The organism is Lactobacillus gallinarum DSM 10532 = JCM 2011, from assembly GCF_001434975.1.
GTDB lineage: Bacteria > Bacillota > Bacilli > Lactobacillales > Lactobacillaceae > Lactobacillus > Lactobacillus gallinarum.
Window position 1 is genome coordinate 1 of sequence record NZ_AZEL01000002.1, and the last position, 24,205, is coordinate 24,205.

General features: G+C 38.2%; 22 protein-coding genes, 2 pseudogenes and 1 other annotated feature. Of the genes and pseudogenes, 17 read left to right on the plus strand and 7 right to left on the minus strand.

Annotated elements, in window-relative coordinates:
- Window positions 1-178 precede the first annotated feature (178 nt).
- Window positions 179-418, plus strand: a binding site (T-box leader).
- A 42-nt stretch (window positions 419-460) separates the two neighbouring features.
- The 16 genes and pseudogenes from FC37_RS00095 to FC37_RS10440 all read left to right on the plus strand — a co-directional run bounded on the left by FC37_RS00095 (window position 461) and on the right by FC37_RS10440 (window position 18,069).
- On the plus strand, window positions 461-1,312 hold the full coding sequence (locus FC37_RS00095; RefSeq protein WP_025005789.1) for a MetQ/NlpA family ABC transporter substrate-binding protein: 852 nt from the start codon (window positions 461-463) through the stop codon (window positions 1,310-1,312).
- An 11-nt stretch (window positions 1,313-1,323) separates the two neighbouring features.
- The gene (locus tag FC37_RS00100) at window positions 1,324-2,385 is read left to right on the plus strand and encodes a methionine ABC transporter ATP-binding protein (RefSeq protein WP_025005790.1); all 1,062 of its coding nucleotides are present in this window, start codon (window positions 1,324-1,326) and stop codon (window positions 2,383-2,385) included.
- Window positions 2,378-3,079: a methionine ABC transporter permease gene (locus tag FC37_RS00105; protein WP_013437718.1), complete on the plus strand. Its 702-nt coding sequence runs from the start codon at window positions 2,378-2,380 to the stop codon at window positions 3,077-3,079. The genes FC37_RS00100 and FC37_RS00105 overlap by 8 nt, the downstream gene beginning before the upstream one ends.
- A gap of 130 nt (window positions 3,080-3,209) precedes the next feature.
- Complete coding sequence (locus FC37_RS00110) at window positions 3,210-4,613, plus strand: class II fumarate hydratase (RefSeq protein ID WP_056945423.1); 1,404 nt, start codon at window positions 3,210-3,212, stop codon at window positions 4,611-4,613.
- An 11-nt stretch (window positions 4,614-4,624) separates the two neighbouring features.
- Window positions 4,625-6,001 (plus strand): annotated as a pseudogene (locus FC37_RS00115) (flavocytochrome c).
- 167 nt (window positions 6,002-6,168) lie between these two features.
- Window positions 6,169-7,095 carry an L-lactate dehydrogenase gene (locus FC37_RS00120; RefSeq protein ID WP_025005791.1) on the plus strand — a complete coding sequence of 309 codons (927 nt, stop codon included), beginning with the start codon at window positions 6,169-6,171 and terminating at the stop codon, window positions 7,093-7,095.
- A gap of 167 nt (window positions 7,096-7,262) precedes the next feature.
- Window positions 7,263-8,980, plus strand: a pseudogene (locus FC37_RS00125) (IS1182 family transposase).
- Window positions 8,981-9,044: 64 nt separating this feature from the next.
- Window positions 9,045-10,361, plus strand: a complete 1,317-nt coding sequence (locus FC37_RS00130; RefSeq protein ID WP_056945424.1) for a C1 family peptidase — start codon at window positions 9,045-9,047, stop codon at window positions 10,359-10,361.
- Window positions 10,362-10,937: 576 nt separating this feature from the next.
- Complete coding sequence (locus tag FC37_RS00135; protein WP_056945425.1) at window positions 10,938-12,404, plus strand: DASS family sodium-coupled anion symporter; 1,467 nt, start codon at window positions 10,938-10,940, stop codon at window positions 12,402-12,404.
- Between the two features lie 78 nt (window positions 12,405-12,482).
- Complete coding sequence (locus tag FC37_RS00140; protein WP_025005793.1) at window positions 12,483-13,274, plus strand: alpha/beta fold hydrolase; 792 nt, start codon at window positions 12,483-12,485, stop codon at window positions 13,272-13,274.
- A gap of 90 nt (window positions 13,275-13,364) precedes the next feature.
- Window positions 13,365-14,417, plus strand: coding sequence for a [citrate (pro-3S)-lyase] ligase (gene citC, locus FC37_RS00145; RefSeq protein ID WP_025005794.1), 1,053 nt, complete (start codon window positions 13,365-13,367; stop codon window positions 14,415-14,417).
- Window positions 14,407-14,700, plus strand: coding sequence for a citrate lyase acyl carrier protein (gene citD / locus FC37_RS00150; RefSeq protein WP_025005795.1), 294 nt, complete (start codon window positions 14,407-14,409; stop codon window positions 14,698-14,700). Before citC ends, citD begins: the two co-directional genes overlap by 11 nt.
- Window positions 14,701-15,615: a citrate (pro-3S)-lyase subunit beta gene (citE, locus tag FC37_RS00155; protein ID WP_003626613.1), complete on the plus strand. Its 915-nt coding sequence runs from the start codon at window positions 14,701-14,703 to the stop codon at window positions 15,613-15,615.
- Window positions 15,605-17,146, plus strand: a complete 1,542-nt coding sequence (gene citF, locus FC37_RS00160; RefSeq protein ID WP_025005796.1) for a citrate lyase subunit alpha — start codon at window positions 15,605-15,607, stop codon at window positions 17,144-17,146. The genes citE and citF overlap by 11 nt, the downstream gene beginning before the upstream one ends.
- Window positions 17,147-17,433: 287 nt before the next feature.
- Complete coding sequence (locus tag FC37_RS00165; protein WP_025005797.1) at window positions 17,434-17,889, plus strand: DUF441 domain-containing protein; 456 nt, start codon at window positions 17,434-17,436, stop codon at window positions 17,887-17,889.
- A 30-nt stretch (window positions 17,890-17,919) separates the two neighbouring features.
- Window positions 17,920-18,069 (plus strand): hypothetical protein, encoded by a 150-nt coding sequence (locus tag FC37_RS10440; RefSeq protein WP_164477377.1) that lies wholly within the window; start codon window positions 17,920-17,922, stop codon window positions 18,067-18,069.
- A gap of 270 nt (window positions 18,070-18,339) precedes the next feature.
- Here the strand turns inward: FC37_RS10440 and FC37_RS00170 are convergent, their stop codons facing one another.
- The 4 genes from FC37_RS00170 to FC37_RS00185 all read right to left on the minus strand — a co-directional run bounded on the left by FC37_RS00170 (window position 18,340) and on the right by FC37_RS00185 (window position 22,055).
- A complete protein-coding gene (locus FC37_RS00170) occupies window positions 18,340-18,711 on the minus strand; it encodes a dihydrofolate reductase family protein (protein WP_233186977.1) in 372 nt (123 codons plus the stop codon).
- Between the two features lie 238 nt (window positions 18,712-18,949).
- Window positions 18,950-19,783: an energy-coupling factor transporter transmembrane component T family protein gene (locus tag FC37_RS00175; RefSeq protein ID WP_025005798.1), complete on the minus strand. Its 834-nt coding sequence runs from the start codon at window positions 19,781-19,783 to the stop codon at window positions 18,950-18,952.
- Window positions 19,776-21,485 carry an ABC transporter ATP-binding protein gene (locus tag FC37_RS00180; RefSeq protein WP_025005799.1) on the minus strand — a complete coding sequence of 570 codons (1,710 nt, stop codon included), beginning with the start codon at window positions 21,483-21,485 and terminating at the stop codon, window positions 19,776-19,778. The genes FC37_RS00175 and FC37_RS00180 overlap by 8 nt, the downstream gene beginning before the upstream one ends.
- A 12-nt stretch (window positions 21,486-21,497) precedes the next feature.
- Window positions 21,498-22,055: an ECF-type riboflavin transporter substrate-binding protein gene (locus FC37_RS00185; RefSeq protein ID WP_025005800.1), complete on the minus strand. Its 558-nt coding sequence runs from the start codon at window positions 22,053-22,055 to the stop codon at window positions 21,498-21,500.
- A 132-nt stretch (window positions 22,056-22,187) separates the two neighbouring features.
- On the opposite strand from FC37_RS00185, the gene FC37_RS00190 reads away from it, so the two are divergent.
- Entirely contained in the window at window positions 22,188-22,568 is a 381-nt protein-coding gene (locus FC37_RS00190; protein WP_025005801.1) for a DUF1828 domain-containing protein, read from the plus strand.
- A 66-nt stretch (window positions 22,569-22,634) separates the two neighbouring features.
- Here the strand turns inward: FC37_RS00190 and FC37_RS10920 are convergent, their stop codons facing one another.
- Genes FC37_RS10920 through FC37_RS00200 form a run of 3 tightly spaced genes read right to left on the minus strand, consistent with a single transcriptional unit; the run spans window position 22,635 to window position 24,110 of the window.
- Window positions 22,635-22,766 (minus strand): hypothetical protein, encoded by a 132-nt coding sequence (locus FC37_RS10920; protein WP_269082135.1) that lies wholly within the window; start codon window positions 22,764-22,766, stop codon window positions 22,635-22,637.
- A gap of 33 nt (window positions 22,767-22,799) precedes the next feature.
- Window positions 22,800-23,153, minus strand: a complete 354-nt coding sequence (locus FC37_RS00195) for a hypothetical protein (RefSeq protein WP_025005802.1) — start codon at window positions 23,151-23,153, stop codon at window positions 22,800-22,802.
- Between the two features lie 18 nt (window positions 23,154-23,171).
- Window positions 23,172-24,110, minus strand: a complete 939-nt coding sequence (locus tag FC37_RS00200) for a sugar-binding transcriptional regulator (RefSeq protein ID WP_025005803.1) — start codon at window positions 24,108-24,110, stop codon at window positions 23,172-23,174.
- Window positions 24,111-24,205: the final 95 nt, after the last annotated feature.

Sequence of the window (24,205 nt, forward strand, 5' to 3'; positions counted from 1 at the left end):
GGTCCAGATGGACTTTTTATTTTTCTAAAGTGTTCAATTTGATTTTACAATCGGCGCAATTATTAAATTATAAGATATAACCACATTATAAAATAAAACCGCTTACTCAGAAGAATAATTAAAAAATATGTTGACTAGATTAAAAAATGATGATAACTTATTTATAACAAATTATTAATCAAACATCTTGAAGAGCTGAGTAACTAGTTTCCTATTTATAAAGAGAGCTAACGTGGTGGTGAAAGTTAGCAAATAGGCCCTAGCGAATATGGGCTTGGAACGATGACTGATAGTGATATTTAGCTATCAGCGGATTTGCACCCGTTAACAGTGCAGGCTATTAATTTGATAGCTAATGAGATTTATCGCGTGAGTGATAAATGAATTAAAGGTGGTAACACGAGCATTCGTCCTTTTAGGATGAATGCTTTTTTATTTTCATTATTAGGAGTTGAGTTACATGCGTAAGCGTAGACGGAGAAATACAATTATTTGGACAATTATCGGCGTTTTAATCTTAATTGCTGGTTGGTTTAGTTTTGGACCAGGAATTCCAAGTAAAACCCAAGCCAAGACTGTAACAGTTGGTGTTGTCTCACAAAGTAAACAAGATGCAGCTATTTGGAAGAGCGTTGCTCAAACGGCTAAAGATAAATATGGTATTACGATTAAGATAAAGAATTTTACTGATTACAACCAGCCAAACAAGGCTTTGAAATCTGGCGATGTTGATTTGAATGCTTTCCAACACTACGCCTTCCTTAAAGCATGGAACAAGTCAAATGGTGGTGTAGTTCCAATCGGTAAAACTTATATTGCACCAATTCGTTTGTACTCTAAGAAATACAAGAAGTTGTCTCAATTGCCAGATGGTGCAACTATTGCCATTCCAAATGATGCAACTAATGAATCAAGAGCATTGTTTGTTCTTAAAAACGCTGGCTTAATCGGTTTAAGAAAGGGCAAGACACTTGTTACTGTAGCCGATATCACTAAGAACCCACGCAACCTTAAGTTAAAGGAAGTTGGTGCTGAACAAACTGGTCGAGTAATCAACTCAGTTGATGCTTCAGTAGTTAACAACGACTATGCTGGTCCAGCTGGTTTAGGCGATAAGCAAACTATTTACGTTGAACCAGTTAACAAAGATTCTAAGCAATGGATCAATATCATTTGTGCTAAGAAGGGTCAAGAAAACAACCGACTTTACAAAGATGTGGTTAAGGCCTACCAAACCGAAAAGACAAAGAAGATGACTAAGCACTACTACGGTAATTCACAAATTGCTGCTTGGGATATCAAGATTAAGTAGGAGGGGTTAGAATGAGCATTATTCAATTAGATCATATTGATGTAGATTTTCCTCAAAAAAAGGGTAAAGTTGTCAAAGCAGTTAGCGATGTAACTTTGCACGTTGAAAAAGGCGATATTTATGGAGTTGTCGGCTTCTCTGGTGCCGGTAAGTCAACCTTGGTTAGAACGATTAATCTCCTGCAACATCCTAGCAAGGGTAATATCAAGGTCAACGATGTCGATTTTGTTAAAGAGGGCAAACAAGTTATTTCTAATAAACAATTGCAACTGGAACGTCGAAAAATCGGCATGATTTTCCAAGGCTTCAACCTATTAAATGAAACAACGGTTTTAGAAAATGTTGCTTTTGCATTAAAGCATGCAAAACTTTCCGATGAAGAATTAGAAAAACGTTCATTAGAATTGCTTGATTTAGTTGATTTGAAAGATAAGGCTAACTTTTATCCAGTTGAATTATCAGGTGGTCAGCAACAAAGAGTAGCTATTGCTCGTGCTTTGGCTAACCACCCCGATATCTTGATCTCTGATGAAGCTACTAGTGCGCTTGATCCACAAAATACACAACAAATTTTGGATCTATTGAAGCGACTCAATAAGCAATTAGGTTTGACTGTAGTTTTAATCACCCACGAAATGGATGCCGTTAAGAAGATCTGTAATAAGGTTGCTGTAATGGAACACGGTAAGATGATTGAAAAAGGCAATTTGCGTCAAGTCTTCTTGCATCCTAAGAAGGAATTGACTAAACGCTTTGTTGGTGGTGGCCTTGAAGCTATTCAAACTTTAGAGGCCTTGAACCTTGGCAAACTAGAAGCAAATGAAGAGGTATATCAACTGGTTTACAGCATTGCCAATGTGACTAAGTCCATCATTATTGAACTTTACCGTCAAATTGGAGTAGAGGTTTCAATGCTTTATGGTAACGTGGAACTGTTAAATGGCGAAGCGATCGGTACTTTGGTTGTTTTGGTTAAAGGGGATGCCGATAAGCAAAAGCAAGCTAGAGAATTCTTGGAGAAGCAAAACGTTACTTTGACTAGATTGGATGAAAAGGGGAATTTAGATGATTAGTTGGTTTGAAAAAGTTTGTCCAAATGTCGTACAACTCGGCTGGGGCGGAGACGCTGGCTGGGGAACTAGTATCTTTCAAACATTATTCATGACTTTTTGGGCCACAATCTTCGGTGGCATTCTCGGAATTATTTTTGGTGTTTTGCTTGTTGTAACCAAAGAAGACGGTATTCGTCCAAACAAGTTCTGGTATAACGTTTGCGATAAGATAGTTTCAATTTTTAGAGCTATTCCATTTGTAATCTTGCTTGCCTTTGTTGCACCTGTTACGCAAAAGATTGTTGGTACTCAAATCGGGATGAAGGCAGCCTTAGTTCCATTAACTTTAGGTGTTTTCCCATTCTACGCTCGTCAGGTACAAGTTGCCCTTGAAAGTGTTGACACAGGTAAAGTAGAGGCTGCTCAAAGTTTAGGCGCAACTGTTTCAGATATCATTTTTGATGTTTACTTACGTGAATCACGTTCAGAATTAATCCGCGTTTCAACAGTAACCATCATTTCATTGATTGGTTTAACTGCAATGGCTGGTGCCATCGGTGCCGGTGGTTTAGGTAACACAGCTATTTCATATGGTTACAATCGTTTTAACAATGACGTTACCTTAGTTGCTACTGTCTTAGTAATTATTTTGATTTTTATTGTACAAATTGTTGGTGACTTCTTTGCTAAAAAGATGAACCATCAAAATAGGTAGAAATTTTTAAGATGAGATCTAGGCTATCCTAGATCTTTTTTCTTTAATTGAAAAAGAAAGCCTTTACAGGTATCATAAAAGGTGATTGAAAACTAACAAAAACCTTATGCTTATGTAAGGAGGAAAAATAATGAGCGAAGAAGAATATCGTATTGAAAGTGATACTATTGGCCCTGTAAAAATTCCTAAGGATGCTTTGTGGGGTCCACAAACAGAAAGAAGTCGCAATAACTTCCCAAGCGGTGAATTAATGCCAATTCAAATCATCCGTGCCTTTTTGCATTTGAAGAAGGCGGCAGCTGAATCAAACGTTGAGGTTGGGGATGAACCTAAAGAAAAAGGTGAAGCAATTGAAGATGCAATTGATCATCTTTTAGCACTTAATGATACAGATTTAAGAAAAGACTTCCCATTACACGTACTTCAAACTGGTTCAGGTACTCAAAGTAACATGAACGTTAACGAAGTAGTGGCTAACTTGGCCAACAAGCTTCACCCAGGTTTAGGTATTTTGCCTAACGATGATGTTAACCGTGGTCAATCATCTAATGATACTTATCCAACTACTATGAATATCGTTGCTGTTGAAGCCTTAGACAAGCTTGAACCTGCTATCAAGCATTTGATTGATGAATTAGTAGTTAAGGAAAAGAAGTACTGGAAAACTGTTAAGGTTGGTCGTACTCACTTGCAAGATGCAACTCCACTTACTTTTGGTCAAGAATTATCTGGCTACATTTCCGCATTGAAACATGATCTTTCATACATTCAAGAATTGAAGCCAACTCTTTATGAATTGGCTATCGGTGGTACTGCTGTAGGTACCGGACTTAACGCTGCACCAGGCATGACTGAAAAGATTGCTGGTAAATTATCAGAAGTATATGGTCACGAATTCAAGGTTAAGACCAACAAGTTCTGGGGCTTAGCTCACCACTCAGGTCTTGATGTAATGCATGGTGCACTTAAGACGCTCGCAGCCGACATGTTTAAGATTGCTCAAGATATCAGATTCTTGGCATCAGGTCCAAGAGCTGGTTACGGTGAATTAAATATTCCTGCTAACGAACCAGGTTCAAGTATCATGCCAGGTAAGGTAAACCCAACTCAAGCCGAAGCTGTAACTATGGCTGCTGCTAAAGTATTTGGTAATGATACCACGATTACTTTTGCTGCAAGTCAAGGTAACTTTGAAATGAACGTCTTTAAGACTGTCATGATTGCTTCATTCCTTGATTCTTGTGATATATTAACTGGTACAATTACTGGTTTTGCTGATAAAATGATACATGGCTTAACTGTTAACGAAGAGCGTATGGATGAATTGCTTGAAAATTCACTTATGACAGTTACTGCTTTATCACCACACATTGGGTACCATGCTGCTGCTAAAATTGCCCAAGCTGCACAAAAAGAGGGCACTACTTTGAAAGAAGCTGCCTTAAAGAGCGGCAAGGTTACCGAAGAGCAATACGATGAATGGATGGACTACATGAAGATGACTAATGTCGACAAGTCCACTCCAGAAGAATAATAGGGGATATTATGCCAAATAATAAAGAATTAAAAAATAAATATGATGCAATAATTGTTGGTTCAGGTGGTACTGGTTTAACAGCAGCACTTCAAGCTCGTGAACTTGGTTTGAATGTTGTTATTTTGGAAAAGAACGGTAAAATTGGTGGTAACACTAGTCGTGCTTCTAGTGGTATGAACGCATCTGAATCATTGGTTCAACTTGATGAAGGAATCATTGACAACAACCGTGACTTTTACGAAGAAACTTTAAAGGGTGGCGGTTTATTAAACGACCGTGCAATGCTTAAGTACTTTGTTAACCACTCTGCTATTGCAATTAGCTGGTTAATGAAATATGGCGTTCGTTTGACTGATTTAACCATTACCGGTGGGATGAGCGTAAAGAGAGCTCACCGTCCAGGTTCAATGGAACCAGTTGGTTTCTATTTGACTTCACGTTTAACTAACCAAGTTAAAAAGGCCGGTGTAGACATCTTTACTGGTGCTAAAGTAACTAAATTGTTGCAAGACAAGAATGGCAATGTTAACGGCGTAGAAGTTGAAACTGATAAAGGCGTTAAAACAATTAAGGCTAAGGCAGTTTTGCTTGCTACTGGTGGCTTTGGCGCTTCTAAAGAAATCATCAAGAAGTATCGTCCAGATTTAGTTGACTACAAGACTACCAACCAACCAGGTGCTACTGGCGATGGGATTAAGCTTGCTAAAGAAATTGGTGCGCAATTGATGCAAATGAACTTTATTTAAGTTCACCCAACTGCAGATACTGATAACCCACACGTTTACTTAATCGGTGAAGGTTTACGTGGTGAAGGTGCTATTTTGGTTAACAAGGCCGGCAAGCGTTTTGTTAACGAATTAAACACCCGTAAAATTGTTTCAAGTGCGATTACTGGTTTAAACGAAGACGGTGCATACTTGGTCTTCGATTCAGGTGTTCGTGCTCATTTTGCAGCTGTAGAATTTTATGACCACATTGGCTTGGTTAAGGAGGGCAGCACTTTGGCCGACTTAGCTAAGGAAATTGATGTTGATCCAGAAAACTTAGCTGCCACAGTAGATGAGTGGAACAAGGCCGTTGAAAACCACAAGGATAAGGAATTTGGCAGAACTACTGGTATGGATCGTGAATTAAACCTTGGACCATACTACGCTATTCACATTCACCCAGCTATTCACTACACTATGGGCGGAATTCATATCAACACCGAAACTCAAGTATTGGATACCAACGGTAACGTAATTAAAGGTCTTTATGCAGCTGGTGAAGTTTCTGGCGGACTTCACGGCAACAACCGTATTGGTGGTAACTCAGTTGCTGAAACGGTTATCTTTGGTCGCCAAGCTGGTATTCAAATGGCTAAATACGCTAGAGAACACAAATAAATCTAACCGAAAAAGAGACAATGAGAGTTGTCTTTTTTTCAATATATTTGTTAAGAAAAGCACAATATTAACGTAATTAATTAATTAATAAATAGTGTCTAATGTAAGCGCTTAGTGTATAATGGAATATGTAGAAAATTACGTTTATGAAAGGACTAATATAACTTATGAGTAGAAAAGTATTTCTTGTTGGTGATGGTGCCGTAGGTTCAACTTTTGCAAATGACTTATTGCAAAACGCTACTGTTGATGAATTGGCAATTTGCGATGTAGCTAAGGATCGTCCAGTTGGTGACTCAATGGACCTTGAAGATATTACTCCATTTATGGGTCAAACTGATATCCATCCAGCTGAATACAGTGATGCTAAAGATGCTGACGTTTGTGTAATTACTGCTGGTGTTCCTAGAAAACCTGGTGAAACTAGACTTGATTTGGTTGCTAAGAACGTTAAGATTTTAAAGAGCATTGTAGAACCCGTTGTTGAATCAGGATTTAAGGGTGTATTCGTTGTTTCCGCAAACCCAGTAGATATCTTAACTACTTTAACTCAAAAGTTATCAGGCTTCCCTAAGAACCGTGTAATTGGTACTGGTACTTCACTTGATTCAATGCGTCTTCGCGTTGAACTTGCTAAGAAGCTTAATGTTCCAGTTGCCAAGGTTAACTCAATGGTTCTTGGTGAACATGGTGATACTAGTTTTGAAAACTTTGATGAATCAACTGTTGATGGCAAGCCGCTTCGCGACTATGCAGAAATTAATGACAATGTTTTAAGTGAAATTGAAACTGACGTCCGCAAGAAGGGCGGCAAGATCATCGCTAACAAGGGTGCTACATTCTATGGTGTTGCAATGATGCTTACCCAAATCGTTAGTGCCATCTTGGACAACCGTTCAATCTGCTTGCCATTATCAGCACCAATTAACGGCGAATATGGCATTAAGCACGACTTGTACTTAGGTACTCCAACTGTTATCAACGGTGAAGGTATTGAACAAGTAATCGAAACCAAGCTTTCAGATGCTGAAAAGGCTAAGATGCTCAACTCAGCTGATAAAATGCAAGAAGTTTTATCAGGTATTGAACTTTAATTGATATAGATATATTAAGAAAAGTGTCTGGGAAAAAACTAAATCCTAGGCCATGAAAAAAGAACGATGAAATTCTTCGCGAAAATCATCGTTCTTTTTCTATACTTTAATTGTCTTCCTTGATATTATTGAATCACCACAAAACAAAAATGAAAGAAGGCATATTAATGTATCAAAATTATATCACAGGCCAAACAGCTTTAACACTTAATTTAGACTTTACTATTCCTAGTAATCACTTAGCTAATACTATTAGCTGGTTCGTTGATTCAATTCCAGAAGATGTATTGCTGGGTGACACATCCAAGACAGGACGACCAGCCTATCATCCAGCCATGATGCTTAAGATTTTGCTTTTTGCTTATTCAAGAAGAGTCTTTTCTGGCAGAAAAATTGAATTGATGCTGGAAGAGAATCTACCAATGATAGTTTTAGCCGAACATCAGAAGATCTCATATCACACAATTAATAATTTTAGATCCAGCAATCGTGCCAATGAACTGGTTAAAAAATGTTTTATTTACTTTACCAATCTTTTAGAAGATGAAGGTTTGATCAATGAAGGCGCGATTTTTATCGATGGCACTAAGATTGAAGCTGATGCCAACCGCTATACTTTTGTTTGGCGTAAAGCTGTTGAAAAGTATCATGAAAAATTAAAAGGCCAAGCAGTTGAACTTTACGATGAATTGATTGCCAAAGAAGTAGTCAAAGCAATGGCCAAGGAAAAAGTGCAGACTAGCGAAGGACTGGCAGAGCTTGCCCAAGAAACTGAAGCTGAAATTGAAAAGCTGACCGAAGAAATTGAGCAAGAACCTAAAGTCATTCCAGGAGGCTCTCCTAGAAAAGTTAAGAGACGAGGTCTTAAGAAGCTGCTTCGCAAACTGAAGAAAGACTACGTTCCTCGCATGAAGAAATATGAAGACGACAAAGAAATCTTTGCTGGGCGCAATAGCTATTCCAAAACCGATCACGACGCAACTTTCATGCACATGAAAGAAGATCACATGAAAAACGGTCAGCTTAAACCGGGCTACAATATTCAAGCCGCTACAACTGACCAGTATGTAGTTGATTATGCCTTGTACCCTAATCCCACAGATTTTAGAACCTTAGAGCCGTTTTTGAAACAAATGACGACATTAGATAAGTTTGACAAAATTGTCGCTGATGCTGGTTATGGCAGCGAATATAACTACTCGCTGCTGGAAAAAGAATATTCAGACAAAGAGTATTTCATTCCATATACCATGTACGAAAAGGAACAAAAGAAGAAATATAAAAAGGACCCGACTAAACTGGCTAATTGGTATTATGATGAAAAAGAAGATTATTATCTTGACTATCAAGGTGTAAAGTTTAGTTTTAAATGTCAAAGTCAGAGAAAAGATCGTTCAACGGGTTCAACGGATCAGGTTCGCAATTTTAAGATTTATGAAGCTGATGAAACCCAAGCAACGTCAGAATTAGAACAATTGGCTAAGACTGCCAGCGGCTGGCAGCGCCAAGTACGCTACAATCCTAATTGGCAAAGACTAAAAGAAAAGGCAAAAGAAGTTCTTCAAAGCCCAGAAGGAAGACACATCTATAGTATGAGAAAATATGATGTAGAACCCATTTTCGGACATTTGAAGAACGTATTTGGCATGCGCCGAACCCATTTAAGAGGCAAAAAGAAAGTTGAAACCGATGTAGGAATAGCCTTCATGATGATGAATTTGAGCAAATATTGGAACAGAAGATGGTCAAAGGACCATACTTTTTTATTAAAAAAATTAATGAGAGAGAAAAAAACGATCAAAACCTCAAATTTGAGAATTTTGATCGTTCTTTTTATGGCCTAGGATTTAGTTTTTTCCCAGACACTTTTTTGCTTGCTAGATAATACAAAAGAAGGTATTATTATGATTAAAGAATTAATAAGAAATTAGAGACTGACGAGGTAGGATATGACAGTTATTTCTGATCAAGAGATCGCAGACTTTTCTGCCGATTTCAATACTAATAGCAAAAATCAAGTTGCTTCACGTGCTGCTCGTCGTAGCGGATTACTTGAAGCATCCTTTAACGATCGCGTTTCAGAACGTTTAAACCATGTTTTTTCAACTGAACTTGATGTAGGTGGCGTAACTGACCAAAAGCATTCTGGTCGTTGCTGGGAATTTGCCACATTGAATGTTTTGCGTCATTACTTTGGCAAGCAAAACAAAGTAAAAGATTTCACTTTCTCACAAGCTTATAACTTTTTCTGGGATAAGATTGAACGTGCAAATGCCTTTTATGATGCAATGATCCGTTTGGCTGATAAGCCACTTAACGACCGCGAAGTGCAATCATGGTTAGCTTTTGCTGGTGAAGATGGCGGCCTTTGGAGCATGGCCATCAACCTAGTTAAAAAATATGGTGTTGTACCTTCATACGCAATGCCTGAAAGTTTTAACTCCAACAATACTACTGGTTTGATCGATTCTTTAGCACGTAAGGAAAGAAAAGATGCTATTGCTTTACGTAAATTAGTGAGTGAAGGCAGTTCACAAGATGAAATTGAAAAGGCTAAGAAGCACTTTTTGAATGAAGTTTACCGCATGGTATCTGTTGCCTTAGGCGAACCACCAAAGAAGTTTGACTTGGAATACCGCGATGACGACAAAAAATATCACTTGGAAAGAGACTTAACTCCACGTGAATTCGTACAAAAGTATTTCAAGGACTTTAAGTTTGATGATTATGTAGTTTTATCAAACTGTCCTAATCACGAATTTAACAAGCTTTACCATATGCCACTTTATGACAATGTTGATGGCGGTGATCAAATTAAGTTTTTGAATGTGCCAATTGAATACTTGGCTCAAGCTGCTGTAGCACAACTTAAATCTGGGGATGCCGTAATCTTTGGTAACGACGTTTTAAAGCAAATGGAAAGAAAGACTGGTTATCTTGATACCGAACTTTACCAAACCGATAAATTATTTGGTGTTGATACCAAGATGAGCAAGGCTGATCGTTTAGCGACTGGCGAAGGTTTTGCTACTCACGATATGACCTTAGTCGGTGTTGATGAAGATCACGGCCACATTCGCAAGTGGAAGGTTGAAAATTCATGGGGTGACAAGTTTGGTCACAAGGGCTTTTACGAAATGAGTCAACCATGGTTTGAAGACTATGTTTATGATGTCGTAGTTAGAAAAGAATTTTTGACTAAGGAGCAAGTTGAACTTGCAGAAGGTCTAGCAGTAGACTTGAAGCCTTGGGATAATATTGGCTAATGTGATATAATTAGAAATGAAAATAGAGGCCGGCATTACGACTGCCGCACCTCTTTAGTGCAAAACCGTTAAAAAACGGTGGTACTGTTTAGGATTAATTAAAAACCGCTAAACTTCTTCCAAAAGCTATTGAAGCGGTTTTTAATTTCGCTATTTTTTTAATGTTCGAATTAGAATAACTAATCGAATAGTCTGGGTGATTAGATATACAAGCTCCGATGCCAGGCAACATAAGAAAAATGTTACACCAAGGATGAATACAAGAAGATTCATCAAGTAAAATTGGTCCTCCTTTCTTTAGAATATGAGCAAAATGATTTACACCATAAGCATCAACTTCTTTCTAAAAGAAGTACCACCGCTAATTTAACTTTTTTGCAGATATAATTTTATCAAACTAATGTTTGTTAAGACAGCGAACAAGTGCAGAAATGCACTTGTTTTTTATTTTAAAAAACATAAAAAATAACTTTCTTTTTAAAATAGTTTAAATTTCCCTTGAAAGGTATATAATACTATGTGAAAAAATTCATTTTTGAATTGATTTTTTTATTGAATACTCATCAGGGGAGAAAAATGAAAAATTTAGAGAAGGTAAATTATAAAGGCTTCATTTGGCCTTTAGTAGTAGGTATAGTGCTGTGGTTGATCACACCATGGCGACCAAGTGGTTTATCACTTCAAGCCTGGGAAATGTTTGCAATCTTTGTTGCAACGATTGTGGGATGTATCACAAAGCCATTGCCAATTGGTGGTACAACATTGCTCGGAATGGTAGTAACTGTCTTAGTTGGCTTAGCTCCAGTTAAAGACATAGTTAATTCCAAGGGCGTGGTAGTACAAACTGGTATTTTGAGTTCTTTTGGCAACTCTGCTGCTTGGCTAATCGCTATGGCCTTTATCATGGCTCATGGTATTAGCAAGACCGGTTTAGGTAACCGTGTAGCTTACTTAATGATTAAAAAGTTCGGTAAGCGATCAATTGGTATCGGTTATGCCGTTACCGGCTTGGAATTAATCATGGGTGCGCTTATTCCATCTAACAGTGCTCGTACTGGTGGGGTAACTTGGCCTGTAGTTGAATCTATTTCCAAGAGTTACAAGTCTAATCCTCACGATCCTTCAAGAAAGAAGATCGGTGCATACTTAGACTTCACCGCCTTTCACGCTAATATTTTATCAACAGCACTATTTATTACCGGTGCTGCTCCTAACTTGGTTGCTCAACAGATGGCCGCACAAAAGGGCTATCAAATGAGCTGGATTAGCTGGTTCTGGGCAGGCTTAGTTCCAGTAATCGTGGCTACATTGATTATTCCAATTGTAATTTACAAGATGTATCCACCTGAGATTAAGGAAACTCCTAATGCTAAAAATTGGGCTGATGGCAAATTAAAAGAGATGGGTCCAATGTCCGAACCTGAAAAGATCATGGCAATTGTCTTTTCTTTAGCTATTTTACTTTGGGTTCTTTCAGGATTCTTCAAGATTCCACAACTTAACTCAGCCTTTGTTGCATTTTTAGCAGTAACGCTTTTATTAATTACTGGTGTGTTAAGCATGGAAGATGCCTTGCATGAAACTGGTGCTTGGAACATTTTGATTTGGCTTTCAATCTTGATCTTCATGGCCGGTAAGTTGATTTCTTACGGCTTTATCGATTGGTTCACCAAGTTTATTCAAAGCGAAGTTCACGGCATCAGCTGGGGCCTTGTTTTAGTAGTACTTATTTTGTTAATGTTCTACACTCACTACTTCTTTGCTAGTGGTACAGCTCACATGACAGCTCTTTATTTGCCATTCTTAACTGTAGCTACTGCAATGGGTGCACCGCTTGGCCTTTCAGCTATGCTGTTAGCATTTACTGGTGTAATTAACGCTTCAACTACTCACTATGCTAACGGTCCTGCTTCAATTTTGGCTACGACAGGCTACGTTAAGCAAAAAGAATGGTGGAAGATGAATTTCATCTTGGGTATTCTCTACATGCTGATCTTTGGTATTGTAGGTTCACTTTGGATGAAGATTATCGGTGTTTGGTAGAAAAAGGCAATCTGGGAAACCAGGTTGCTTTTTTGTGTAATAATAAGGTTAAAACTAAGAATACAAAGAAGGATCAAAATGAAATTTAAAACAAATGATGATGTCATGCTGCATTACAGCGATACAGGGGAAAAAGATCGCTCTGTTTTATTAGGCATCCCCGGTATCGGTGGTTCTAGTCAAATGTGGCAAGACCTAATTGCACTTTTTAATGATCGTTATCGCTTCGTCATGCTTGATCCGCGCAATCAAGGACAATCCGAGCGCACCTACCGCGGTCAGCGAATCAGTCGTCATGCCGTTGACCTGGAAGAATTGATGGAAGAGCTGGATTTGCACGATGTTGTTGCTATCGGTAATTCCATGGGTGCGGCCAACATCTGGGCCTACTTGTCCATTTATGGTAAGGGCCGGCTTAAGGCGATGGTTGATCTAGATCAATCACCTAAGATGATCGCCGACAAGACCTGGCAATATGGCTTTAAGGATTTAACCTGGGATAATTATCCAGAAATGTTAAAATTCGATTTTGGCAAGGCTTTTTACCATCATATTGATGAAAAAATGTTCCAAGATGCCAAGAATGAATATCAAGCTTTTCCTTATAATCCTGAGGAAAACTACAATTGCTTGGTAGAGCATGCGGAACAAGATTGGCGCGATATGATTATGGATAGTCCAGTTCCGATGCTGGTAATTGCTGGTGAAAAATCACCATTCTTTAATCCTGATTTTACGAAGGCAATTAAATTCCTGAATGAGAAGGTTGAAACCGCAATTGTTCCGGAATGTGGGCACTTGCCTCAGGCAGAACAACCAGCAAAAGTTCATCAGATTATTAGTAAATTTTTGCAAAATTTAAAAAATTAAGCACAAATTTGAAATATTAAAAAGGCAAGAGTAAACTATTCTTTGTGAAAAAGATTACTTGCTCTTTGATAATAGTAAGGTGGCATATCAATGGATAAAGTAGTTGATTTGTTTTTAAGTGATGCCGCAACTCGTCAAAAGTGGGAGAATTTGCTTTCATCTTTAGATCTGCATAATTTTAGTGCACGTGAAGTTGATCAAATCGACCATACGATTGGTTTAGTAGATGAGGATGGCAAGCTAGTTGGTACAGGCAGCGTTGCCGGGAACGTGTTGAAGTATGTGGGCGTGATTAATGAAGATACTCAAGGCGCCCGCTTTAACAAGGTGGTTACCAACTTGCTCCAGTATTTAGCTGAGCAGAAGATTTACCATTCATTCGTTTTTACTAAAGCCAAGTATGCGTCTAGTTTTGAGCACTTGCATTTTAATTTGCTGGCTAAGACAGATGAGGCAGCTTTTTTAGAGAACGGGATGCCAGATGTAAATGATTTCTTGAGTGATTTGCCAAAGGTAGAAGATCAAGCTGATAAGAAGATCGCAGCGATTGTGATGAATGCCAATCCTTTTACCTTGGGTCATCAACACTTAGTTAAGATGGCAAGTGAAGAAAATGATTTAGTCTATGTTTTTGTGGTAGCTAATGATGTTTCCTTGTTCAATTTTAACGAAAGAATGAAGCTGGTGCAGGAAGGGACCAAGCAATTTGCTAATGTAAAAGTTGTTTCAGGTGGCGATTACATGGTTTCTCCAGCAACATTCCCAGCTTATTTCTTAAAATCACCTGATGAATTGATTGACGTCCAAACCTCAGTCGATGCTGCAGTGTTCAAGAATAAAATTGCACCCGCTTTGAACATTGCCCGTCGTTATATCGGTCAAGAACCTATTTCACGTACGACGCACTTTTATAATGTTAGTTTAGCTCATGAGCTTGGTCCTGATATTGAAGTGATTACTGTTAAGCGCCTAGAAAAGTCAGGACAGATTGTGACTGCTACTCAGGTAAGACAATGGATCAAGGATGGAGATTTGGCAAAGATCAACAAGTTTGTACCTGAATCTACCTATGAGTTTATTAAGCAAAATATGAGTGAATTGCAATCGAGAATTGAGAAAGGAATGAATATTGATGGAAATTAAAACTACTGCCGTAGCAGGAACCCTCGAAAGTTCTGATATTCAAATCATGATCTCTAAAGGTTCTAACGGTATTGAAATCGATTTGGAATCTGAAGTTAAAAAGGCATATGGTGATCAAATTGAAAAGGTGATCACCGAGACTTTGAAGAAGTACGGTTTAGAAAATGCCAAGGTTAAGGCAACTGACAAGGGTGCGCTTGATTGTGTGATTAAGGCTCGTACTTTAGCAGCTGCTCAACGTGCTACTGAAACACAAGATAAGCCTGACTTGGAGGTGCTTTAAATGACTTACGTTAAAAATCGTTTACGTAGAACCATGATGTTCGTTCCTGGTAATAACCCTGCCATGATCAAAGATGCCGGCATTTATGGCGCTGATTCAATCATGCTCGACTTAGAAGACTCAGTATCTTTGACTGAAAAAGACGCAGCTAGAATGCTTGTTTACGAAGCAATTAAGACTGTTGATTTTGGCGGTAGCGAAATCGTAGTTAGAGTAAATGGTCAAGACACGCCATTTTATGATGAAGATGTTCGTGCCATGGTTAAGGCCGGCGTTGATGTTATCCGTTTGCCAAAGACCGAATCAGCAGCAATGATTCAAAAGTTGGTCAAGGACATTGAACACTGGGAAGATGAATATGGCATTGAAAAAGGTTCAATCGGTGTCATGGCTGCCATTGAAAGTGCCAAGGGTGTTTTGAATGCTCCAGAAATTGCGACAGCTACACCATTGATGATGGGACTTGCTGTATCTGGTGAAGATTACACTGCTGATATGCACACTCACCGTTACCCAGATGGTCGTGAACTTGAATTTGCACGTAATATGGTATTGCAAGCAGCTCGCGCCGCCGATGTTTATGCCTTTGATACTGTCTTTTCTAACATGAAGGATACCGAAGGCTTCTATCGTGAAACTAATTACATCCACGAATTGGGTTATGACGGTAAGAGTTTGGTTAACCCACGTCAAATTGCGATGGTTAACAAGGTCTTCAATCCAACTAAAGAAGAAATTGAACAAGCTAAAAATGTTGAAAATGCTATTCGTGAAGCCAAGGCTAAGGGTAGCGGCGTTATCTCACTTAACGGTAAGATGGTCGATAAGCCAGTTGTAGAAAAAGCAACTCGTGTACTTGAAACTGCAAAAGCTTCTAACTTGATTGATGAAGAAGGTAACTACATTGGAGAATAAAGTAAAACGCGAATTACCAGACGATTTAATGAATAAGATGGATTTAAAGCCATTTGAAACTACTGAAATTGGTCATCCAGAAGTAAAGCGTGTAGCTCCAAAGGTTCGCGTAACTACTGGTCAAGATAAGGTCGTTGCTTCTCTTGATGACGTAATCAAGAACAACTTGAAAGATGGCATGACTATTTCATTCCACCACCACTTTAGAAATGGTGACTACATCTTTAACATGGTAATGGACAAGATCATTGCTATGGGTTACAAGGATTTAACTTTGGCTCCAAGTTCATTAACTGGTGTTATGAATGATAAGGTAATTGAAGCTATTAAGAAGGGCGTCATTACTAACATTACTTCTTCAGGGATGCGTGGTTCACTTGGTGACTTCGTTTCTCACGGCGGCTTGAAGAATCCTGTGATTTTCCGTTCACACGGTAATCGTGCTCGTTCAATTGAAGAAGGAGAAATCAAGATCGATGTTGCCTTCTTAGGTGTGCCTGTTTCTGATCCTGCAGGTAACGCTAATGGTCAAGATGGGGATGCTGTCTTTGGTTCATTAGGTTATGCCTTAATGGATGCTCAATATGCTAACAAAGTTGTTCTTTTAACTGACAATATTGTTGATTATCCAAATACCCCAGCTTCAATCAAGCAAGACCAAGTTGACTACGTAGTCAAGGTTGATAAAGTAGGTGACCCTGACAAGATCGGTTCAGGTGCTACTCGTTTTACCAAGGATCCTAAGGAACTTAAGATTGCGCAAATGGTTAACCAAGTTATTGTTAACTCACCATACTACAAGCAAGGCTTCAGTTTCCAAACCGGTTCAGGTGGTGCCGCATTAGCTGTTACTCGTTACCTTCGTCAAAGCATGATTAAGGACGGTATTACTGCTTCATTTGCTTTGGGTGGTATTACTAAGCCAACTACTGATTTGCTTGAAGAAGGTCTTGTTAGAAAAGTAATGGATGTTCAGGACTTTGATAAGGGTGCTGCTCAATCTATGGCTAATAACAAGAACCAACAAGAAATTGATGCTTCATGGTATGCCGATCCTCATAACAAGGGTGCGGTTGTTAATAACCTTGATGTTTCTATTTTGTCCGCATTGCAAATTGATACTAACTTCAATGTTAACGTCATGACTGGTTCTGATGGTGTAATTCGTGGTGCCGTTGGTGGTCACCAAGATGCTGCCGCAGGTGCTAAGATGACCATTATTACTGCTCCACTTGTTCGTGGTAGAAATGCTACTGTTGTACCTAGTGTTGAAACTATCGTTACACCAGGTTCATCAATCGATGTATTGGTTACTGAACGAGGCATTGCAATTAACCCAGCCCGCAAGGACTTGATTGATGCATTTAAGAATGTGCCTGGACTTAATATTTTGGACATTCATGATTTGCAAAAGACGGCAGAAAAGCAAGTTGGTGTACCAAAGCCACTTGAATATACTGACCGGACTGTAGCTTTAGTTGAATACCGTGATGGTACAATTATTGATGCTATTAAAGAAGTAAAAGACTAAAAATTGATTCTGTTGAAAGACATGTGCTGAGGCGCATGTCTTTTTTATACAAAAACGAGCCTATCTTGGTAGATAGGCTATGCGTATACATATATTTGTCTGAGTATCTTTATTATGACATTTTAATAATAAGTTTTCACTTATTTTGACTTGAGAAAAAATAATTCTATTTTTAAGCAGATTTAGTTATAATGAAAATATTCTAATTGAAAGTTAGTGAGTCAGCTTCACTAACTTTTTTCTTGTGTAGATTTAAATGAAAGATAGATAAAATGAAGGGGAAAAATATGGAGAGTTGGCTATTTTTAGCATTAGTATTAGTTGTCGCCCTGGTTGGTAAAAACATGTCATTGATCATCGCTACAGGCGTAGTGATGGCGTTAAAGTTAATTCCGTTTGCCAGCAAGTGGCTGCCAGTGATTCAAGCCAAAGGTATCAATTGGGGCGTCACCGTTATTTCAGTGGCAATCTTGATTCCAATTGCGACAGGGCAGATTGGTTTTAAGGATTTGATCAATACTTTCAAATCGCCAGCAGGGTGGATCGCTATCTTAGCCGGGATTGCTGTAGCTATTTTGTCAAGATATGGCGTTGATCAGTTAGCCGCCGTGCCACAAGTAACTGTCGCCTTGGTTTTAGGAACGATCATCGGCGTAGTAGTATTTAAGGGCGTGGCTGCCGGTCCCGTAATTGCCAGCGGTATGACTTATCTGGTTATCACTTTATTTAACTTACATTTCTAATATATAATGTAGTAAAGGTGGGTGAGTGTAATGGCGATTATTGTGCATGAAGATATCACGCAGCGATTAGATGATTATTTAGAACGACGGTTGCGTAACTATGAAGTTATTACACCGCCAATTCCTAAGAAGCCTGAAGTTGTCACGATTGATGACGATGATAAAAAGAAAAAAACATAAAAAGGACTAATGCAAAATCAATGTCATTAAGTTAAGAGCCTGACACGATAATATTCCAAAATTTTAAGCTGCTTGTTGTCCAAATTTAGGCAATAAGCAGCTTTTTAGGTGCGCTGAATAAGCTGTTTCTTAACAGACATTTTTTATTAAGTTATGCCGTCAATCTGTTCTTCCTGGCCTGATAGGAAACCTAATGAAATAAAATAGAGTCAACGAACTGTGATTTCTCACAAATTCAATGACTCTGCACCTATGTGTCTGGTTCTGTGTTCATAATACTAACTCAACAATTCCATTATAATTGCGTGTTCGAACTAATGATAGTTTTTGTTCTTTTGGCAGCTCTCCAAAAAGTTTAATCCCTTTCCCTAAAAGTGTTGGAATAATGGAAATGTAATATCTGTCAATTAAATCTGCACGCATTATCTGTTGAACAAGATTAGCTCCACCGCAAATCCAAATATCTTTGCCATCTTGTTGCTTTAATTTTTCCAATAAATCTATAGGGTTTACATCTGTAAAAATAATTTGCTTGTTAGAATTACTCTTATTGTGTGTAATCACATAAGTAGTAAAATCGCTATATATCCATTTTGTCGGAGAAAGCTCTGTAACAATTTGATGATATGTGTTCCAGCCCATTAAAATTGTATCTATATTTTGGGTAAATTCAGAATAGGTATCTATATTTTCGTTATCATTACCTTGTCCCTTTAGTCATTCAACACCACCATTACTATCTGCAATATATCCGTCAAGACTCATTGCAATAAATAGAACAACTTTTCTCATTTTACCTTATGGTCCTTTCATTTCCGATTAATTAGAAGTAATAACCTTATTAGAATTATTTTTCGTCAAAAAGCGATAGAGCTTTTTGCTACATAAATGGATTATAAAAGCGGCCATGATTCAATTGCCAGAGCAAAATCACGATTAAAATAGACAAGACTGACAATCCCATCACCCAATAATCTTCTTTCTTAAATGATCGAGCTACATACCAGGTTCTTTTCTTCTTAGAACCAAAGCGACGTAGCTGCATGGCGGTACTGATGGTATCGATTCTCTCCAGACTAGAGAAAATAAGCGGCATAATGATGTTTAAAGTTCCTTTGATTCGCTGCGATAACTTAGCTTTCTTTGACAATTCGTTGCCTCGAGCTTGCTGAGCAGCAGAGATAGCCCAATATGAATTCTGAATGTCAGGAATATAACGTAAAGCCAGCGCCACTGCGTAAGAGATATTGTAGCTAATGCCAATTTTATTCAAACTAGCGGCGAATTGACTCGGATTAGTCGTCAACAAGAATAATAAGACGATCGGAATTGAGCAGATATATTTTAGTAGCAAGTTGAATAAATAGAAGACTTCCTGGATCGTGAGAGTGAAGTAGCCAGCATGAATGATGATGCTACGTGAATGATATATTTCTTGACCATAAGTTGGTTGAAAAAGATAAACAAAGATCAAATTTAAAATCATGAAGGCAACAATAAATTTCACGATAAAGGAAATTTGTGACCATTTAATTTGTGCTTCTTTAAATAAAATGATCGAGAAAACACAAATTGCGAGTAAGAAGCGTGTATCATAAGTGATCATACAAGCCGCCGAGACCAGCAACATGAAGATTAGCTTAGTAGTCGCGTTTAGTTGATAGATAAAGCTGGTGCCGGGCTGGTAGCCTAGAATCTGGTTTTGATCATGCATTTTGACTGGTCCTTTCTGAATCGACATAAGCGCGGACAAAGTAATTAGGATCTCTTAAATTATATTTATGAGCCAAGTCATAGAGACTAGTTCGTTTAAGAGAAGCCTTTTTAATTAAACTTTTTTCGGTTAATAATCTAATCGGTTCGGTATCCGCAATTAGTTTACCATCGGCAAAAGCCAATGAGCGATTAGTGTATTCCATCATCAGGTACATGTCATGGGTAATGATCATGATCGTCTTGCCTTGTTCATTCAACTTCTTTAAAAAGCTCATGATCTCTGTATAGGTCTTCCAATCTTGACCAGCGGTTGGCTCATCTAGGATGATGACATCAGGCTCTAGAACCAAAATAGCGGCGATGGTCACACGCTTTTTTTGACCAAAACTCAAAGCAGAAATTGGCCAATGACGGTAAGGGTAAAGACCGCAGATTTTCAAAGTCTTAAAAACCTTATCCTTGATTTCATCTTTGCTGTAACCACGTAGGCATAAACCCAAAGCAACTTCATCAAAAATCATTTTTTGCGAGATCATCTGATTAGGATCCTGCATGACATAACCAATTTTTTCAGAAATTTGTTTAATAGAATATTGCGATAGGTCGTCGTCATCAAATAAGATTTTACCTTCATTAGGAATAAAGCCACAGATCAGGCGACAAAGCGTAGTTTTGCCTGCACCATTTTGTCCTACGATGGAAACGAAATCTCCCTTGTTGATGGTAGCTGTAACGTCGCGCAGTGGATTAACTTGTAAATGGTTATAGCGGTGTCCTACGCCTTTTAATTCGAGCAGGGGCTGTTTTTCTTCTTTTTTAGAAGTCAAAGAAGCATCATCTGCCCATTTTTGTAATTTTTGTCCAATTTTTTCGTCATCAGGTAGAGCTTTTATTGAGGTGAGATCAGGAATGGCATCCAAGTCAACGCCTGCTTTGGTTAAAGCAGTTAGATAAAGTGGACTTCTTACACCGATGTCTTCTAACTTGTTTTGATGAAGCAGGTCGTTAGGTGATTTATCGGCGATAATTTTGCCATCATTGACTAAAACGACGCGGTCGATCGGTTGGCTGAGCACTTCTTCTAAACGGTGTTCAATAATAATTACTGTGGCGTTTAATTCCTTTTGAATTTGATCGATTAACGCCATCGTTTTCATCCCTGAAGCGGGATCTAAGTTGGCTAAGGGCTCGTCAAATAGCATAATAGGTGATTCATCAATCAAGACGCCAGCAAGGGCCACGGTTTGTTTTTGTCCGCCAGACAGGCTTTGCGGTGCTTGCTTTAATAAATCGCTGATCTCTAGCTTGTCAGCCCAGCGGTGAACAGTTTGTCTAATCTTGTTTTGCGGACGACAATCATTTTCTAGTGCAAAGGCGATATCTTCACCGACAGTTAAACCAATGAATTGACTGTCAGTATCCTGCAAGATAGTCGATGTAGTAAATGAGAGGTCAAAGAGGTCGGTCTCCTTGATATTTTTGCCATTAATCAAGCATTCGCCTGTAATCGTTCCTGTATCAATATTAGGAATCAAGCCATTGATGCAGCGGCCAATAGTTGACTTGCCACTACCAGATGGTCCCGCAATCAATATTTTTTCACCGCGATTAATAGTTAAATTAATGTCTTGTAGCGTCGGGAATGCCTGGCTGTCATATTTAAATGAAAAGTTTTTAAAAGTAATAATAGGTTCAGTCATGCCTAAGTCTTTCTAATCTTCTTTACGTAAACTGCCTTTTTTAATTTTGGTACCTGCATAAGCTTTTAATAAAAGCGTACCAACTATCAAGATGGTGATACCATTTGAGAGGGTGGCACTGATTCCTTGAACAAATACCTTGTTAACAGGTTCGCTATAGATGATAATGTCTCCGATAGGGGTAACGATTATCCAGGCTATGATATTGGCAATAATTTGAGTGATACTAAATAGCAAAATTTGCTTAATACCGAAAATACCATTTTTCAAATCAAGCTTTTTGCAGGCAAGGCCAATAATCAAACCAAGTACACCAGTAGCCAAAACCCAACTCCACCAGGTTTGACCATACATAATAAAATCAGATAGGGTATGGCCGATGAAACCGACCGCAAAACCGACTTTAGCACCATAAATGGCTGCGAAAAGAGCTAGGAAAGGAAAGACTAGCTCGATGTTGGTATTAGGAATAGGAGTCGGAATTGAGGTGAAGCGCGCCAGAATAACGTAGATGGCAGAACCGATCCCTATAGCGACAACATTTTTAACAGATAAACCTTGTTTTTTCATAATTTTTCTCCGATTTGTGATAATAACACCGTATAATTGGAAAGCGGTTACCGTCAAGGGGATGTAGCAGAAAAGGGTGGATATGTTACAATTAAAATTATGATAATAGTGAAGTAGTAGTTAGAGGTAAAAATGAGACAAGACGAACTTAAAAAATTAGATAATGAAATTGGCCAATATGCGGCCGATCAGACCAAAATTATTTGGGTTGATGATCAAACCATGCAAATTGCGACAATGATGATTGATTCTTATGGCGATACCGTTTATGTATGGGTAAAGGAAGATGAAGATCATTGCCGCGTAAGTGATGGCGGTCGAATTTTGTTTAAACTTGATCCTAATCAAGAAGATATGGAATTATATGAGACTGCGGCAGATATTGCTCTTGGTTCAGGGTATCAGTTTGACGAAGACCACTGTGAAATTTATGTTGATGTTGACCGCAAGAATGTAGCTCAGGCAGCAATGAAGCTGGCACAATTGCAAGTTGCCATTTCATATTTAGGCTAAAAAAATGCATCCCTTGATCTGTTTAATCAGGGATGCATTTTTTGATACAAACTTTTTCGGGCAACTTTAAACATTGCTAATCCTTCCTACATGAACATCTTCTAGTTTTTTACCGTTTAAATTAAAATCAGCGATGTCCTCGGCTAAGGCCATAATTGTTTCAACATCTGGAATACAGTCATCTACTCTAAATTCCATAATTATCACCTCTACCGTCATTGTAGATCGAATTTATCGAAAAGTTAATCTGATCATACTTTTTTTCTTATTGTTATGCTGCATGAAAATAAAGAATGCAGAAATGATATTGATAATCACTGCCGGTAAGGCTAACACAGCGGTAAAACCATATAAGGCATTGCCGATTACGCCTAAGATCGGTCCTATTAATGAAATGCTTAAGTTGTGTGATTGAACGACGGCGATTGCATTAAGAATCACGCCAATCCAGGCAAAAAGATAGAAAAAGAAGGCAATTTTAGCTGTGAAATCTGCACCAAAGATTGCAAACCAGGAACAGATAAATAGACAACAGTTGATTAAATTGATTGCTCCGATCCATAGATCATATTTTGATTTTTTCATAATTATCCCCTCTAATAATTATTCTGCTTCTCGCAAAACGCGGTGGGCCAAATCATCATTAATAACCAAGTGGGTGATGATGCCGCTACGCAGAGCGCCTAATAGTGCTTTAGACTTAAAGCGATTATTAACAACGCAGAAGCGTGTAGGTGTTTGCATAATGTCATTCATTGATATACCACAGATGTGTTTTTCGAAATCAGTGAAAAATTCTCCGTTGATATTATAGGGACGTCCCATAATTAATCCGGCCACTTGTTCTTCTGGAATGTTCTTAAATAGTTGAGGACCGTAATTTTTATCTAAGAATGGATTAGCCTTGAATGAATCAAGAGTTCCTAGTCCGGTAAAAAGAAGGTCTAAGTTGTGATAACAATTTTCAACTATTTTAAAGTAGGGTTCTTTCTTTAAAGCTGGAATAATTTTAGGATTTAAGATGTAAAGTGGCGTAGGCAATCCTAAGCTTTTAGCGTGGAATTTCTCTGCAGCGTCTTGGACCAAAGGATTTTTGCGGCGATTTGCATTAATGGCGTGCCCTAGGAGCTGAATGAAGTAGAGCTTATTAAAGTTTTCTTCATTAAAGTTGTTAATTACACCGCGCATTGTACTGCCCCATGTGACTCCGGCGATATGGGTATTTTGCAAATAAGTTTGAATTTGCTTAGTAGCGAAGTTGACAACAGATTCATCGTCGTTAGCATCATTTTCAGAACTTTTGAGAATAAAAGCTTCTTTTAAGCCAAAGAGCTTTTGGAATTTTCGTTCTAAAACCTGATTGCGTTTAATTCCTTGAGTAATTTTGATTTTAACGATTCCGCGCATTTCTGCATCGTCTAACGCCTTAGTGATTAAATAGCGCGATAGGTTATATTTTTGTGATATTTCTGCGATATTTAACTTGCTGAGATAAAAGTCATGTGCAATGCTAGCAAGTTGTTCATCGGTTAATTGTGCCACTATAAACCGTCCTTTATTATATGATTCATATATTCATTATAGATTTAAAATAGTAAAATGGAACGCTTATTTTTTGAAAAATATAAAATGCTTTC

What these genes read in the sequence shown, in the direction of transcription:
- FC37_RS00135 (WP_056945425.1), top strand. Translation starts at nt 10,938, where the DNA reads ATGAAAAATTTAGAGAAGGTAAATTATAAAGGCTTCATTTGGCCTTTA.
- FC37_RS00100 (WP_025005790.1), top strand. Translation starts at nt 1,324, where the DNA reads ATGAGCATTATTCAATTAGATCATATTGATGTAGATTTTCCTCAAAAA.
- FC37_RS00140 (WP_025005793.1), top strand. Translation starts at nt 12,483, where the DNA reads ATGAAATTTAAAACAAATGATGATGTCATGCTGCATTACAGCGATACA.
- FC37_RS00180 (WP_025005799.1), bottom strand. Translation starts at nt 21,485, where the DNA reads ATGACTGAACCTATTATTACTTTTAAAAACTTTTCATTTAAATATGAC.
- FC37_RS00195 (WP_025005802.1), bottom strand. Translation starts at nt 23,153, where the DNA reads ATGAAAAAATCAAAATATGATCTATGGATCGGAGCAATCAATTTAATC.
- FC37_RS10920 (WP_269082135.1), bottom strand. Translation starts at nt 22,766, where the DNA reads ATGGAATTTAGAGTAGATGACTGTATTCCAGATGTTGAAACAATTATG.
- FC37_RS00105 (WP_013437718.1), top strand. Translation starts at nt 2,378, where the DNA reads ATGATTAGTTGGTTTGAAAAAGTTTGTCCAAATGTCGTACAACTCGGC.
- FC37_RS00095 (WP_025005789.1), top strand. Translation starts at nt 461, where the DNA reads ATGCGTAAGCGTAGACGGAGAAATACAATTATTTGGACAATTATCGGC.
- FC37_RS00110 (WP_056945423.1), top strand. Translation starts at nt 3,210, where the DNA reads ATGAGCGAAGAAGAATATCGTATTGAAAGTGATACTATTGGCCCTGTA.
- FC37_RS10440 (WP_164477377.1), top strand. Translation starts at nt 17,920, where the DNA reads ATGGCGATTATTGTGCATGAAGATATCACGCAGCGATTAGATGATTAT.
- citC (WP_025005794.1), top strand. Translation starts at nt 13,365, where the DNA reads ATGGATAAAGTAGTTGATTTGTTTTTAAGTGATGCCGCAACTCGTCAA.
- FC37_RS00170 (WP_233186977.1), bottom strand. Translation starts at nt 18,711, where the DNA reads ATGGGCTGGAACACATATCATCAAATTGTTACAGAGCTTTCTCCGACA.
- citE (WP_003626613.1), top strand. Translation starts at nt 14,701, where the DNA reads ATGACTTACGTTAAAAATCGTTTACGTAGAACCATGATGTTCGTTCCT.
- FC37_RS00165 (WP_025005797.1), top strand. Translation starts at nt 17,434, where the DNA reads ATGGAGAGTTGGCTATTTTTAGCATTAGTATTAGTTGTCGCCCTGGTT.
- FC37_RS00130 (WP_056945424.1), top strand. Translation starts at nt 9,045, where the DNA reads ATGACAGTTATTTCTGATCAAGAGATCGCAGACTTTTCTGCCGATTTC.
- FC37_RS00120 (WP_025005791.1), top strand. Translation starts at nt 6,169, where the DNA reads ATGAGTAGAAAAGTATTTCTTGTTGGTGATGGTGCCGTAGGTTCAACT.
- FC37_RS00190 (WP_025005801.1), top strand. Translation starts at nt 22,188, where the DNA reads ATGAGACAAGACGAACTTAAAAAATTAGATAATGAAATTGGCCAATAT.
- citD (WP_025005795.1), top strand. Translation starts at nt 14,407, where the DNA reads ATGGAAATTAAAACTACTGCCGTAGCAGGAACCCTCGAAAGTTCTGAT.
- FC37_RS00175 (WP_025005798.1), bottom strand. Translation starts at nt 19,783, where the DNA reads ATGCATGATCAAAACCAGATTCTAGGCTACCAGCCCGGCACCAGCTTT.
- FC37_RS00185 (WP_025005800.1), bottom strand. Translation starts at nt 22,055, where the DNA reads ATGAAAAAACAAGGTTTATCTGTTAAAAATGTTGTCGCTATAGGGATC.